The 13,704-nt window shown below is 64.1% G+C and carries 12 protein-coding genes; 2 read left to right on the top strand and 10 right to left on the bottom strand.

Annotation, left to right across the window (positions count from 1 at the left end):
* Window positions 1-78: 78 nt before the first annotated feature.
* Window positions 79-3,222: an EAL domain-containing protein gene (locus tag E4T66_RS09635; protein WP_136848823.1), complete on the top strand. Its 3,144-nt coding sequence runs from the start codon at window positions 79-81 to the stop codon at window positions 3,220-3,222.
* Between the two features lie 11 nt (window positions 3,223-3,233).
* Here E4T66_RS09635 and recJ read toward each other — a convergent pair whose 3' ends face one another.
* The 8 genes from recJ to surE form a co-directional block, all read right to left on the bottom strand.
* On the bottom strand, window positions 3,234-4,925 hold the full coding sequence (gene recJ / locus E4T66_RS09640) for a single-stranded-DNA-specific exonuclease RecJ (RefSeq protein ID WP_136848824.1): 1,692 nt from the start codon (window positions 4,923-4,925) through the stop codon (window positions 3,234-3,236).
* A gap of 66 nt (window positions 4,926-4,991) precedes the next feature.
* Window positions 4,992-6,113 carry a threonine synthase gene (gene thrC / locus E4T66_RS09645; RefSeq protein ID WP_136848825.1) on the bottom strand — a complete coding sequence of 374 codons (1,122 nt, stop codon included), beginning with the start codon at window positions 6,111-6,113 and terminating at the stop codon, window positions 4,992-4,994.
* Between the two features lie 49 nt (window positions 6,114-6,162).
* Window positions 6,163-7,470 (bottom strand): homoserine dehydrogenase, encoded by a 1,308-nt coding sequence (locus tag E4T66_RS09650; protein WP_136849082.1) that lies wholly within the window; start codon window positions 7,468-7,470, stop codon window positions 6,163-6,165.
* Window positions 7,471-7,472: 2 nt separating this feature from the next.
* Window positions 7,473-8,705 carry an alanine transaminase gene (gene alaC / locus E4T66_RS09655; RefSeq protein WP_136848826.1) on the bottom strand — a complete coding sequence of 411 codons (1,233 nt, stop codon included), beginning with the start codon at window positions 8,703-8,705 and terminating at the stop codon, window positions 7,473-7,475.
* A 100-nt stretch (window positions 8,706-8,805) separates the two neighbouring features.
* Complete coding sequence (locus E4T66_RS09660; protein WP_136848827.1) at window positions 8,806-9,573, bottom strand: peptidoglycan DD-metalloendopeptidase family protein; 768 nt, start codon at window positions 9,571-9,573, stop codon at window positions 8,806-8,808.
* 10 nt (window positions 9,574-9,583) lie between these two features.
* Window positions 9,584-10,162 carry a YqaA family protein gene (locus tag E4T66_RS09665; RefSeq protein WP_136848828.1) on the bottom strand — a complete coding sequence of 193 codons (579 nt, stop codon included), beginning with the start codon at window positions 10,160-10,162 and terminating at the stop codon, window positions 9,584-9,586.
* Window positions 10,162-10,830: a protein-L-isoaspartate(D-aspartate) O-methyltransferase gene (locus E4T66_RS09670; protein ID WP_136848829.1), complete on the bottom strand. Its 669-nt coding sequence runs from the start codon at window positions 10,828-10,830 to the stop codon at window positions 10,162-10,164. Before E4T66_RS09670 ends, E4T66_RS09665 begins: the two co-directional genes overlap by 1 nt.
* On the bottom strand, window positions 10,827-11,573 hold the full coding sequence (gene surE, locus E4T66_RS09675) for a 5'/3'-nucleotidase SurE (protein ID WP_136848830.1): 747 nt from the start codon (window positions 11,571-11,573) through the stop codon (window positions 10,827-10,829). The genes E4T66_RS09670 and surE overlap by 4 nt, the downstream gene beginning before the upstream one ends.
* A gap of 79 nt (window positions 11,574-11,652) precedes the next feature.
* On the opposite strand from surE, the gene E4T66_RS09680 reads away from it, so the two are divergent.
* Window positions 11,653-12,180, top strand: a complete 528-nt coding sequence (locus tag E4T66_RS09680; RefSeq protein WP_136848831.1) for a Smr/MutS family protein — start codon at window positions 11,653-11,655, stop codon at window positions 12,178-12,180.
* A 9-nt stretch (window positions 12,181-12,189) separates the two neighbouring features.
* On the opposite strand, the gene E4T66_RS09685 is transcribed toward E4T66_RS09680, so the two are convergent.
* A complete protein-coding gene (locus E4T66_RS09685; RefSeq protein WP_136848832.1) occupies window positions 12,190-12,816 on the bottom strand; it encodes a TetR/AcrR family transcriptional regulator in 627 nt (208 codons plus the stop codon).
* Window positions 12,817-12,898: 82 nt separating this feature from the next.
* Window positions 12,899-13,675, bottom strand: a complete 777-nt coding sequence (gene rlmB, locus E4T66_RS09690; RefSeq protein WP_136848833.1) for a 23S rRNA (guanosine(2251)-2'-O)-methyltransferase RlmB — start codon at window positions 13,673-13,675, stop codon at window positions 12,899-12,901.
* Window positions 13,676-13,704: the final 29 nt, after the last annotated feature.

Raw genomic sequence — 13,704 nt, forward strand, 5'->3', positions numbered from 1 at the left:
GAACGCAGGTGAGCACGCCGGTAGGGTATGCGATGATGACCAGACATCCGTACCGGCGTTGTTCCGCGCAGTCTGCCCATGAGCGGCCCCCGCACCACTGACGTGTCACCGGCGGCCCTATACCGTCCCGGCTACCGCAATACCCTGCATCTGAAGATCGCGGGGATCTTGCTGGTGGTCGCAGTCGCTGCAGCAGCGGCGATCGTCGTCGGCTATCGCCTGCTGGTCCAGCAGCCGCTGGCGGGCAGCCAGCGGCAATTCCAGCAGGAAGCCGCACTGCGCATCCGACAGCAGCTGGTCGCACAGCTCCGGCATACTGAAACTGTTGCCGCGCTGATCGGTGCCAGCGCGTTTTCACAGAACGATCCGGCAGCCAGCTCCCCAAACCCTGGAGAACTGCTTTCGATCATCGGTGACAGGCAGTACGCAGGCGTGGGCATCTGGCCCCAACCACGCTCAGCCGACGCAGCTCGTCGCAGTGCCTACTGGATCGTGCCCGCATCCGGCGAGATCCAGCTTCGGCATGACTATAACGATCGCCGCGTCGCTCCCTACGACCATGAGCGCTGGTATACACCCGCTCCGTATGCGCAGCGCGGACATTGCGCCTGGACCGAAGCCTACCGGCATCCGCTGGCGCAACGTGAAGTCGTCAGCTGCGCCATGGCCATATACGCTCAGGACCATCTGGTGGGCGTCGTGACCATTGACCTGCCACTCACCGCACTGGCCCAACCCCTGGGCCCTGCCGATAGCGGCGCCTATGCGGTGCTGCTGTCCGCAGACAACCAGATCCTGGCTGCGGATGCCACTTTTGGCGGCATCAGCTCATCGAAAGGCGAAATCCGCAATCTTGCCGCGCTGGCGCAGCGCGACGACCGCTACAACCCGCTGGCCCTGGCGATGCATCGTCAGCGCGAGACCTGGCTGGAGAATCTGCGCGCATCGTCGCTGTACAGCAGCGATGCAATTGATCGTCTCGAGTCCGGCACGCGGGCGCTGGCACGCGCCGAGAGTGAGTCGATCCTGGCGCAGCTCTGGCTGCCACAACTCCCCGGAGCCGAGACTGATGCTGGCCACTGGATGACGCTGGATTCGGATCCGATCATCGGCGGCCGCGCAGAAATCACGCTGCTGTCGGTTCCGGGGACTGCGTGGCGGCTACTGCGAATCGAGTCCGCCGCGCAAGGCGTCAATTCGATTGAACGCGCCTTCGCGCGCGGCACGGCAATCATCGCCGCCACGCTGCTGCTCGCACTACTGCTGACCTATGGCGCGCTGAGATTCGTCGTGGTCAGACCCCTGCGCAGGATCAACAGCGAGGTCAGCCGCGGCACGCATGCCCTTGAGGAAGCGCTGCTGCTGACGCTGGACGAATCCAGACGCGACGAATTTGGCGCACTCGCCCACCACTACAACGAGCGCTCACGACAGCTCCGCGAACTCAGCGCACGCAGCGCGGGCAGTCAACGCAGCGGCGGCAATAACGCCAACGCGGGCGACAGCACCGAACAGCGAGTGATGCGCCGGACCGCCAGCATCCAGACAGCCCGCCTCAGCGCTATGATCGAGGCCAGCGACAAACCCACCATTGTCTGCAACGCCGACGGCACGGTGGAATTGATCAACGACGCGGCCTCGCCGCTGCTCCAGTGCAACGCCAGGCAGGCACTGGGCCGCTCTCTCGATGACGTCCTGCTGCTGAGAATTTTCGGCGATCCGGTGACGGAGCTGATCGGACGGCTGGCGGGTCAGGCCCGTGCGCTGGATTACCGCGACGGGATGGAAGCGATGACCGATCATGGCCCGGTTCCGATCCATTTGCGACTGGTTCCGGTAACTTCAGACAACCACCAACTCGATGGTGCGATTCTTGTCATTGAACCGCGCGTGGCAACACTTGAGGCGCCCGCGCAGGGCAGCAGCAACGTCGCACGCCTGACGGGTCTGCCGGGCCGTACGGCCCTCGAACGGCAATTGCGCAGCCTGCTGGACACCGCGACGGTTGCCCACCGCTCACATGCCTTGCTGCTGATCGACGTCGACCGACTCAAGGACCTCAACGAACGCAGTGGTCGCTCCGCCGGAGATGACGTCCTGATTCACATCGGCGAACGCCTGACGTCGGAGACCCAACGCATTGGCAGCCTTTACCACACTGGCAGTGACCAGTTTGCTGTGGTGGTGGAAAACATCAACAGCGAGGATGCCTGCCGCTACGCCGATGAATTACGCCAAGCGATTGCGGCCCATGCAATCCAGATCGAGGATGAGGAATTCATCGCTACCGCCAGTATCGGCGTAACCCTGTTCAGCGATCCGATCGATACACCGGTGGACGTCATCCGTCGAGCGGAAGCCGCATGCATGCGCGCGAAGTCCGACGGACGCAATCGCACCGTATTGCACGATGCCGCGATGGTGGTACAACCAGCCGCCGCCACCGACGCCGTCTGGGTGCGCCGGATACACGACGGCCTCGAACGCGACCTGTTCCATCTGGCCACCCAGTATCTGCACCCGACCACGCCGCCTGCCCACGGCGGTGGCGCATTGTTCGAGCTGCTGCTGACGCTGGAGGATGAGGAAGGTTTCTGGAACGAGACCGACGCCTATCGCGGCGCAGCAGAGCGCCATCATCTGATCGCAAAGATAGACCGCTGGATGCTCAAGGCGCTGTTCAAATGCCTGGGGCAGTATCCCGACCGGGTGCAACAGTGCGACGGCATCGTCGTGCACCTGTCGGCGTCCAGCCTGACCGATCGCCAGCTGCTGGATCACCTGGTCGATCTGTTCTCGAAACAGCCCGAGGTTCCTCCGCCGCTGCTGTGCTTCGAAATCGACGAACGCACGATGACCGAACATGCGCAGGCCGCGATCGCCTTTTCGGAGGCGGCACGCGCCATCGGTTGCAAGCTGTGTGTCGGCCACTTCCAGGCGAGCCGACTGGCCGATCTGTCGCTGCTGCGACGAATTCCCGCAGACTGTGTACGGATCGACGCTTCAGAGTTTCTGCAGTTGCAGAGCGACGCCATCGAACAGACCGTTGCCGGCGCCCGGATCAAGCTCGCACGGGATCTGCGCCGTCAGGTCATCGTTAATAACGTCGATTCCCCCTGGCAGCGCGCCGTCTGGACACGACTCGGCGCGGACTATCTGCAGGGTACCGATATTGCCCGGTCGACACCGATGGTCTTCGACGTCACCGAAGCCAAGCATTAAGCGTTGCCGGCCTACCCTGGCCGCAGCTCGGCAATGCGCAGATCCACGGTTTCGGCGCCGCGGAAACGATTCACTGCCAGCGCATACACCACTTGCACCCTCCCCCGCGACTGCATGCGTTCGGCGCCGTTGAAATCGATGGCATCGATGACACCGGCGGGGCTGCGCAGCCGATACTTGATGTGCGCCGCATCGGACCCCACCGGCCGCGCCAGCTCAACGTCAAAGCGTCCCTCGAACAAAGGCTCGGCAAATCCCTGTCCCCAAGGCCCACCATCTTCCAGGGCCAGCGCGGTCTCCAGATTCAACTCGTCATCCGCCAATTCGCCATCGGTCAGGATCACGCGCTGAAGATCCGTCGGCGCCAGCTGCTCAAGGCAGACACGATCGAACGCCTCGGCAAAAACCTCGAGCTGATCCCGTCGCAACGACAATCCCGCCGCCATCGCATGGCCACCGAAGCGCGCAATCAGACCGGGCCGCTCGGCATCGATCCGCGCCAGCACGTCGCGCAGATGCAATCCGGCAATCGAACGCCCTGAACCCTTGAGCTCGTCGGCGTTGTGCGCCTGGGCAAAGGCGATGACCGGTCGATGCAGCGATTCCTTGAGCTTGCTGGCGACCAGGCCGACCACACCTTCATGCCACTCCGGATGGAACAGACAGACACCGGTCGCGGTGTTGTCCTGCGCCAGCTCCTGTGCATCGAACTGCATCTGGTCCTGAATGCTGCGCCGCTCGCGGTTGATTCCGTCCAATCGCATGGCCAGTTCACGCGCCTGGGTGAGGTCGTCGGTGAGCAGGCACTCAATACCGCAACACATATCTTCAAGGCGACCTGCCGCGTTAATGCGTGGCGCCAGGCCAAAGCCGATGTCGGCGGCGCTGGTACGCGCAGGGTCACGTCCGGCACAGGCCAGCAATGACAGCACCCCAGGACGCGTGCGCCCGGCGCGGATGCGACGCAAGCCCTGCTCCACCAGAATGCGGTTGTTGTGGTCGAGGCGCACCAGGTCGGCTACCGTGCCCACAGCGACCAGATCCAGCAGGCTGGCCAGATTCGGACCGCTGTCGTCACCGAACGCGCCGCGTCGTCGCAGCTCCGCGCGCAGCGCCAGCAGCAGATAAAACATGACGCCGACGCCGGCCAGCGCCTTGGAGGCGAAGGGACAGCCTGGCTGGTTCGGATTGACAATCGCGTGCGCAGCCGGCAACACCTCACCCGGAAGATGATGATCGGTCACGATCACGCGCAGGCCCAGCGCACGCGCGCGTTCGACACCGGCAATGCTGGCAATCCCGTTGTCGACTGTCACCAGCACACTGGCGCCTGTCGCCGCCGCCTGCTCCGCCAGCGCCGGCGACAGGCCATAGCCCATCACGAAGCGATCCGGCACCACGTAGTGCACTGCCGAAGCACCGAGGGCACGAAGACCGAGAACGCCAACCGCCGTGCCCGTGGCACCATCGGCGTCGTAGTCTCCGGCAATGACGATGGAATCACCGGCCGCGATCGCATCCGCCAGCAGGGATGCCGCAACGTTGATCCCGAGCAGGCCGTCAGGAGGCAGCAGATGCGTGAGCTCCAGCGACAACTGCTCGGCACCGACATCGCGTGCGGCGTAAACCCGGCGCAGCACCGGATGCAGCGTCGCCGGCAACACCCTGGTGTCACCCGGGTTGCGACGCTGGATAGCGGTCACAGGCTCAGCTCCCGAACCGCAACCGCAGATTATCGACGGTCAGATGCCGGGCCCTGGAAATGTAGATCAAGCCAGTCGCTGCAGCAGCGCCTGCTCAACCGCACCGCGCTCGGCAGGCACGCGGATCAGATCCTTCAGCCCGTCCTTCATGACGATGTCCGGATCCTTCAGCCCGTTTCCGGTCAGCGTACAGACGACGGTCGAACCCGGCTTGATCTTGCCGGTTTTGATATCTGCCAGTGCACCGCACAGCGAAGTTGCTGACGCCGGCTCACAGAACACGCCTTCCTCACGCGCCAGCAGCTTCTGCGTAGCGAGGATTTCCTCGTCGCTGAATTCATCGAACCAGCCGTTGGAATCCTTCTGCGCCGCCCAGGCCAGATCCCAGGACTGCGGATTGCCGATGCGGATTGCTGTCGCCACTGTTTCCGGATGCTCGACCGGCGCCCCGCGCAGGAACGGTGCGGCACCCGCTGCCTGATAGCCGGCCATGACCGGACGCCGGTCAGTCACTGCGGTCTTGTCATACCCGGCTCCGCCGTCGAACGGCGCGGAAGCCGCCGTGCTCAGACCGACCATCTCCGAGTAGCCCATCCAGTAGGCCGAGATGTTGCCGGCATTGCCGACGGGCAGGCAGTGATAGTCAGGGGCGCGGCCGAGTTCCTCGACGATCTCGAACGCCGCGGTCTTCTGACCCTGCAGACGATACGGATTGATCGAGTTCACGATCGCCACCGGTGCCGTCTCGGCCACTTCCTTGACAAGACGCATACCGTCGTCGAAGTTGCCCTGGATCTGCACCACGACGGCGCCATGCACCACCGCCTGGGCCAGCTTGCCCAAAGCGATCTTGCCTTCGGGAATCAGCACGAACGCGGTGATCCCGGCGCGGGCCGCATACGCCGCCGCCGCCGCCGATGTGTTTCCGGTCGACGCACAGATAATGGCTCGCGAGCCTTCGTGCACGGCCTGCGTGACCGCCACGGTCATGCCGCGATCCTTGAATGATCCGGTTGGATTCAGCCCCTCAAACTTGACGTAAAGCTCACCTTCAAATCCGATCTGGCGCGGAATGTTGTGCAAGCGGATCAACGGCGTGCGACCTTCTCCCAGCGAAACAGCGCGGGCTTCCGGCGCCAGCGGCAGGCGCTTGCGGTAGTGTTCGATCAATCCGGTGTAGCGGTTCATTTGCAGTCTCAGCAAGGCGCCATCGCGGCGCCCGATGTTGTGAATTTAACTAGTCGAACTTCTCGACACGGAAGCGTGCGGCGCCGGCACGCACAAACGGAAGCTTCTGCATCTCGTCCAGCGCCGCTTCGAAGCGATGCTGCGGGATCACCGAGGTGATCAGCGCCACGCTGGCATCGTCGCCGCCGCGCGGTTCGCGCTGCAGGATCGCTTCGACGCTGATGTCGTGCGCGGCCAGGATTGCGGTGATCTGCGACAGCACGCCCGCTTCGTCCGCGACGGTAAGGCGCAGATAGAACGCGCTCGCGGCATCACGCACCGGCAGCACTGGCAGCGGCCGCACGGCGTCGGGCTGGAATGCCAGCGCCGGCACCACGTGCCGCGGGTCCGCCGTCAGCGCACGGGCCAGATCGAGGATGTCCGCAACGACCGCCGAAGCCGTGGCATCGCCACCGGCGCCGCGGCCGTAGAAGCCAACCTGCCCGACCGCATTGCCCTGCACGACGACGGCGTTGAGCACGCCGTCCACCTTGGCCAGCAGCGCATCGTCCGGCACCAGCGTCGGGTGCACGCGCAGCTCGATGCCGTTGTCGTGGCGCTTGGCAATACCCAGCAGCTTCACGCGATAGCCAAAGACCTGAGCGATCTTGATATCGGCGGGGCTGACGCTGCTGATGCCTTCGATCGAAATCTGCGGGAATGACAGCGGGATACCAAACGCGATTGACGCCAGAATCGCCAGCTTGTGCGCAGCATCGACACCTTCGATATCGAAGGTCGGATCCGCCTCGGCATAACCCAGCTTCTGGGCCACCGCCAGCGCATCGGCGAAGGTTTCACCCTTCTCCGTCATCTGCGTCAGAATGTAATTGCAGGTGCCGTTGATAATGCCGGCGACGGCATGGATCACGTTGCCGGCCAGCCCTTCGCGAATCGCCTTGATGATCGGAATGCCGCCGGCGACCGCCGCTTCGAACGCCACCACGGCATTGTTCTGGCGCGCGGCCTCGAAAATCTCGTTGCCGGCTTCGGCGATCAGCGCCTTATTGGCGGTGACCACGGGCTTGCCGCGCGCGACTGCGGCCAGCACCACGTCGCGTGCGACCCCGAGACCGCCGATCAGCTCGACGACGATGTCGACATCAGCCTCGCGCGCCAACGACAACGCATCGCTCCACAGCGTCACGCCCGACAGATCGCAGTCGCGCTGACGCGAGGCATCACGCGCCACCGCGTCGGTGACGACGACCGGCTGGCCGACGCGGCGGCTGATCTCGTCGGCGTTGTTCTTCAGCAGGCGCAGCACACCCTGCCCGACCGTGCCCAGGCCAACGACCCCAACCCGTACCGCTTGCACGCTCATACGCGCGCCTCCTTGAGCATGCGTTTGATGCCTCGAATCGCCTGACGCGTGCGATGTTCGTTCTCGATCAGCGCAAAGCGCACATGGGTATCGCCGTATTCGCCGAATCCGATGCCCGGCGATACCGCCACCTTGGCCTCGTCAATCAGGCGCTTGCAGAATTCCAGCGAACCCATCGCCTTGAATGGCTCCGGAATTTCAGCCCAGACGAACATGGTCGCCTTGGGCTTCTCGACCTTCCAGCCGGCAGCGTTCAGACCGTCGCAGAGCACGTCGCGACGAGAACGGTACATCTCGCAGATTTCACTGACGCAGTCCTGCGGACCGTCCAGCGCCGCGATCGCCGCGACCTGGATCGGCGTGAACATGCCGTAGTCCAGATACGACTTGATCCGCGCCAGCGCGCCAACCAGGGTCGGATTGCCCGCCATGAAACCCACGCGCCAGCCTGGCATGTTGTAGGACTTCGACAGCGTGAAGAACTCGACCGCGACATCCTTGGCACCCGGCACCTGCAACACCGAGGGCGCGACATAGCCGTCGAACACGATGTCCGCGTAGGCAAGGTCGTGCACCAGCCAGATCTGATGTTCCTTGCACAGCGCCACAGCCTTTTCGAAGAACGCCAGGTCGACGCACTGCGTGGTCGGATTACCCGGGAAGTTCAGGATCAGCATCTTCGGCGCCGGCCAGGTTTCCTTGATCGCGCGCTCCAGCTCCTCGAAGAAATCGACTTCCGGTGTTATGCGCACGTGACGCACATCGGCGCCGGCGAGCACCACACCGTATGGATGGATCGGATACGCCGGATTCGGCACCAGCACGACGTCGCCGGCTGACAGCGTCGCAAATGCCAGATGCGCCAGGCCTTCCTTGGAGCCGATGGTGGCGATCACCTCGGTCTCGGGATCGAGATCGACGTCGAAACGACGCTTGTACCAGTTGGCCATGGCTCGACGCAGGCGCGGCACGCCCTTTGACACCGAGTAGCGGTGTGTATGGGTGCCGTCCTCGTCGTGGTGCTCGGGCTTGACGTAATCCGAGTCAGTACCGCGCACTGCGGCCTCGACCAGCTTGTCGACGATGTGTCTGGGCGTCGGCTGATCGGGATTGCCCATGCTGAAGTCAATCACGTCATCGCCACGGGCTCGTGCGGCCTTCTTCAGATCACCAACGATGTTGAAGACGTAAGGCGGCAGGCGCTGAATGCGCGGAAAGACAGTATTCACGGGAGTTCCGACGGCGATTAAAGCCCCGAAAGGCTTGAAAAAAGGGCGCGTATTATTGATCCGCGCCGCATTCGTTTACAAACACCGGTCGCGGCAGGTGTCAGGACGGCTGGCGCGGCAATGATTCGCGTGGGTCGATCGGTCGACCGCCACGACGGATTTCAAAGTGCAGCAAGGGCTTGTTTTCCGGCCCGCGTCCCATGCGCCCGATCGGCTGACCGGCAGTGACCAGATCGCCCTCATTGACGTGCCGCGACTGGTTGTAGCCGTAGGCGGACAGATATTCGTCGTCGTGCTTGATGATGATCAGCTCACCATAGCCCTTCAGCGCGTTGCCGCTGTAGACCACCCGGCCGGGCGCTGCAGCGAACACCGGCTGACCTTCGTTGCCGGTGAAATCCAGGCCCTTGCTACCCTGATCGCCGAATCCACGCACCACTTGGCCCTGTGTCGGCCAGATCCAGCTGATCGGTCCTGACGGCAGCGCGGTTGCAGGCCGTTGTGTCGTGACAGGAGCCGTCGTGACGCCTGACGGCAGCGTTGCAACCGTTGCAGGACGCGAAACGGCGGGGACCGCGGCAACCGCGGTCCGGCCATCGCCAGGCGGCCTCAGCGTCAGGATCTGACCCGGCATGATCAGGTAATCGGAGCCGATGCCGTTCCACCGGGCCAGTTCTCGATAGTCCAGGCCATTGCGAAACGCGATCGAGTACATGGTGTCGCCGCGCACCACGCGATACTGGCCGGCAGTGAGGGGGCGCTGCGGTTCGTTGCCGCGACTGCCACGGCCGTCCTCCCACGACGACCAGCCGGCGCAGCCGCCAAGCAGGACGACCGAAGCGAGCAGACCGGCACGGGTCGCTGACATCAGGCCGCCCTCATGCCTTCCAGATTCCAACGCCGATGACGATGGCCCCCAGGGTGGCCCACCCCAGAACGTCGACGTAGCGTTTCAACTGCGGCTCAAAGCGCGGACCGAACCAGCGCATCGCAGCGGCAACCAGAAAGAAACGTCCACCACGCCCAATTACCGCGCCGACCACGAATGGCAGCAGTTGCATCTGCGCCGCACCCGCGGAGATCGTGAAGACCTTGAACGGGATCGGAGTGAAACCGGCCGCGAGGATGGCCCAGAACCCGTAGTGCTCGAACCAGCCGACAGCGGTGTCGTAAGCCCCTCGATAGCCCCAGTCATCGATGATCGGCAGCGCGACATCCAGCAGGTAGTAGCCGATCAGATAGCCGAGAAAGCCTCCGAATACCGAAGTCACCGTGGTCAACGCCGCCAGGCGCCACCATTTATCCGGTTGCGCCAGGGTCATCGGAATCAGCATCACATCCGGCGGGATCGGAAAAAACGTCGCCTCGGCCACGCTGTTCACCGCCAGATACCATTGCGCGTGGCGATGCTGCGCAGCGCGCAGCGTGGCGTCGTACATGCGTCCGAACAGCCGCATCAGACCTTGCCTGCCAGTAGTGGCACGAAACTGACGGCGCCCATGTCCTGCTCGCGGATGCCGGCGCCACGTCGGTCGATCACGCGCAAGCTCTGCGCCCCTTGCGGCCCCACCGGAATGATCAGGCGACCACTCGGCGACAGTTGCTGGATCAGCGCTTCGGGTACCGCGGCCGCGCCGGCCGTCACGATAATGCCGTCGTACGGCGCATACGGCGGCCAGCCATTGATGCCGTCCGCGTAGCCGAAATGGATATTGCGATAATTGAGCCCGGCCAAGCGCCGGCGCGCCGCTTCAGAAAGCGGCTTGATCCGCTCGACGGTGAAAACGGTTGTGACCAGCTCAGCCAGCACCGCGGTCTGATACCCGCTGCCAGTGCCGACTTCGAGCACGCGCTGCGGTCGCCGTCCGGTCAGCAGGGCCTGCGTCATCATCGCCACCACCAGCGGCTGCGAGATCGTCTGCGCGTGACCGATCGGCAAGGCATTGTTTTCGTAGGCGCGATTCTTCAAGGCGTCATCGACGAACTGATGTCGAGGCACCTTGCCCAGCGCGGCGAGCACACGCTCGTTGCTGACACCCTGCTGTCTCAGCGCTTCGACCAGCCGCTGTTGCGCACTGCTTGTCGCCGGCGCAGCTGCACCGCGATGGGACCGCAGCATACTCATAGCAGCTGCACCCACTGCGCCAGCCGCTCCATCGCAGCATGTCGGGTCAGATCCACCAGCAATGGCGTGATCGCCACCTTGCCCTGGGCCACTGCATGAAAATCGGTGCCTGGGCCACAGTCTGCCTCCCCCCCCGCGACACCGATCCAGTAGATCGTGCGCCCGCGCGGATCGCTGGAACGCTGCGTGGTGTCGGCACGGTGACGATGCCCCAGGCGCGTCACCTCGAAGCCCTGCAGGGCTTCCCATGGCAGGTCCGGCACATTGACGTTCAGAATCGTATCGCCCGGCAGCGGTTCGTCCTGCAGGCGTTCGATCAGGCGCAACGTCACCCGAGCAGCGGTGTCGTAATGCTGCGGATTGACTGATACGCAGGAAACGGCGATCGCAGGCCGCCCCAGATGGCGGCCTTCCATCGCGGCAGCAACAGTGCCGGAATACAGCGTGTCGTCGCCGAGATTGGCACCAGCATTGATGCCGGACACCACCATGTCCTGCGGCTCATCCAGCAGGCCGGTCAGCGCCAGATGCACGCAGTCGGTCGGCGTGCCATCCACGCACAGGGTGCCGTCGGCATGCGCTTGCACGCGCAGCGGGCGCAGCAGGGTCAGCGAGTTGCTCGCACCGCTGCGGTTGCGGTCCGGCGCCACCACAGCAACCTGGTGCTGGCGGCTCAGATGCTCGCGCAGGCAGAGCAGGCCCGGGGCCATGCAGCCATCATCGTTGGAAAGAAGGATCTTCATGCGGTCCAATGTTAGTCGGCGAAGTTTACCGGCTTTGCCGGCTATCATGGGCTGGCAAAGACCGCTTGGATTTGTGTCGATGGACGAGGAAGACGACGCCAACCTGTTCCGCCGCGCCATGACCGGCGTGCGCGAGCTCAAGGCGTCGCCGCGGATCAGCCCACGCACACAATCCCCGGTGCCAACTCCGCAACAGCGGCACGCCGACGACCGCCGGGTTTTGCAGGAGATGCTGGCTGAGCCGGATCCAGAGTGGCTGGAGCATGGCGAAACGCTGCTGTATCGAGCCGAAGGGCTGGCCGAGAGCGTTCTGCGCAGTCTGCGTCGAGGGCACTACCGCGTGACCCGGGAATTGGATCTGCACGGTCTCAACCGCACCCAGGCACTGAGCTGTGTGCACCAGTTCCTCGACGAATGCCGTGCCGAGCGCGCGCACTGCGTGCGCATCATTCACGGTAAGGGTAATCGCTCACCCAACAGCGGCCCGATACTGAAAACTCTGCTGGATCGCTGGCTGCGGCGCCGCAATGACGTGCTGGCATTTTGCAGCGCACGCCCGGTCGATGGCGGAACCGGAGCCGTGTACGTGCTGCTGCGCAGCCGCTGACGCCGGCGATCAGGGCAGGCATTCGCGGGCTGCCGCGTCACCGAGTCCGATCAGATCCAGCGACAGCTGAGTCAACAGCTGCGCAAAACACGGCGAGCCATTCAGGCGTGCAATCTGCAAGCCCCCCTGCAGCGAAGCGCCGACTTCGACCGCCTTGTCGATGGCATCACCACGGAAGCGCAGTACGCCGTCACGTCGGCCCTGCTCCAGCACATCGGCCAGCCAGCGCTGTGTATCGCGCATCAGCAATCGCGCCTCGTGCTGCATGGCTTGCGGCAGTACGGCGAACTCCGCAGCGAGCACGCCACCCGGGCACAAGCTGCAGTCTCCCGTCTCGAGCTGCGCGCTATACCGCGCGAAATACGCACGCAGCTTTCCCCAGTCATCCAGCTCAACCGGCAACGAACGGATCCATTCGTGGAACTGGGTGCGATAACGCTGCACCAGCGCGACCCCTAAGTCTTCCTTGCTCGGAAAATGATAGTGAATCGCAGCATTGCGGATGCCCAGCTGAACCGCAATGTGCTGATAGGCGAAGCCGCCATAGCCGCGCCGCCGCAGCAAATCATCGGCACAGGCCAGAATCGCCTCTCGCGTATCCCGCCGACTGCGATCCGGGGGTGATCCGGCACTCATGGCTGCGCTGTCCGACATCGTCTGAGTGTATTCCCCCACTACACCCCGCCACAACGCAAAAGCAGTGCAGTGGACTTACCCATCATGCGCGGCCTAAGGCGCTAGCTTCTGCGTGCGCCCCTGCGGCAACACTGCGCTGGCGAAACGCCTCGTAAAGGCACACAGCGGCCGCTACCGAAACATTGAGGCTTTCGGCTTTGCCGTGCATCGGGATCTTGACCAGGCGGTCGCAGGTTTCGCGGGTCAGGCGTCGCAGCCCCTCACCTTCGGCTCCCATCACCAATACTGTCGGACCGGTCAGATCGACCTGATACAGGGTCGAATCGGCTTCTCCGGCCAGCCCGGTGATCCAGTAGCCCAATTCCTTCAGTCGTTCGAGCGAGCGGGACAGATTGGTGACCGCAATCATCGGCACCCGTTCGGCAGCACCGGCCGCCGCCTTGCGCGCAACCGCGGTGAGACCGGCGCTGCGATCCTTCGGCAACAACACCGCGGTGACTCCCACCGCCTCCGCGGTGCGCAGACAGGCGCCGAGGTTGTGCGGATCCTGCACCCCATCCAGCGCCAGCAGCAGGTGATGCGGTTCAGCCTGCCGATACAGCACATCCTCGCTGTCGAATGCTTTCTCAGGCACATAGGCGAGCACGCCCTGATGCCGCAGGCCTGGCGCCTTCAGATCCAGCTCCGAGCGCGGCACCACACGCACATGCACCGATAGCGCCTTCGCCAGTCGCTGGATCGTGCGGCTGCGCTCATCCTGGCGGGTATCCGCCAGCAGGATTTCGAAGGGCTTGTCATGCGCGTCTTCCAGCGCTGCCTGTACCGCATGAAAACCGCCAATGACCGTGGTTTTTGCCACTGCTGACTACTCCGGATGGGGCGCCGATT

This window comes from Sinimarinibacterium arenosum, from assembly GCF_005047655.1.
Taxonomy (GTDB): domain Bacteria; phylum Pseudomonadota; class Gammaproteobacteria; order Nevskiales; family Nevskiaceae; genus Solimonas.

Excerpts from the sequence above, each read along its gene's own strand:
- E4T66_RS09660 (WP_136848827.1), bottom strand. The coding sequence starts at position 9,573 with ATGTCAGCGACCCGTGCCGGTCTGCTCGCTTCGGTCGTCCTGCTTGGC.
- surE (WP_136848830.1), bottom strand. The coding sequence starts at position 11,573 with ATGAAGATCCTTCTTTCCAACGATGATGGCTGCATGGCCCCGGGCCTG.
- E4T66_RS09685 (WP_136848832.1), bottom strand. The coding sequence starts at position 12,816 with ATGAGTGCCGGATCACCCCCGGATCGCAGTCGGCGGGATACGCGAGAG.
- E4T66_RS09665 (WP_136848828.1), bottom strand. The coding sequence starts at position 10,162 with ATGCGGCTGTTCGGACGCATGTACGACGCCACGCTGCGCGCTGCGCAG.
- E4T66_RS09680 (WP_136848831.1), top strand. The coding sequence starts at position 11,653 with ATGGACGAGGAAGACGACGCCAACCTGTTCCGCCGCGCCATGACCGGC.
- E4T66_RS09635 (WP_136848823.1), top strand. The coding sequence starts at position 79 with ATGAGCGGCCCCCGCACCACTGACGTGTCACCGGCGGCCCTATACCGT.
- thrC (WP_136848825.1), bottom strand. The coding sequence starts at position 6,113 with ATGAACCGCTACACCGGATTGATCGAACACTACCGCAAGCGCCTGCCG.
- E4T66_RS09670 (WP_136848829.1), bottom strand. The coding sequence starts at position 10,830 with ATGAGTATGCTGCGGTCCCATCGCGGTGCAGCTGCGCCGGCGACAAGC.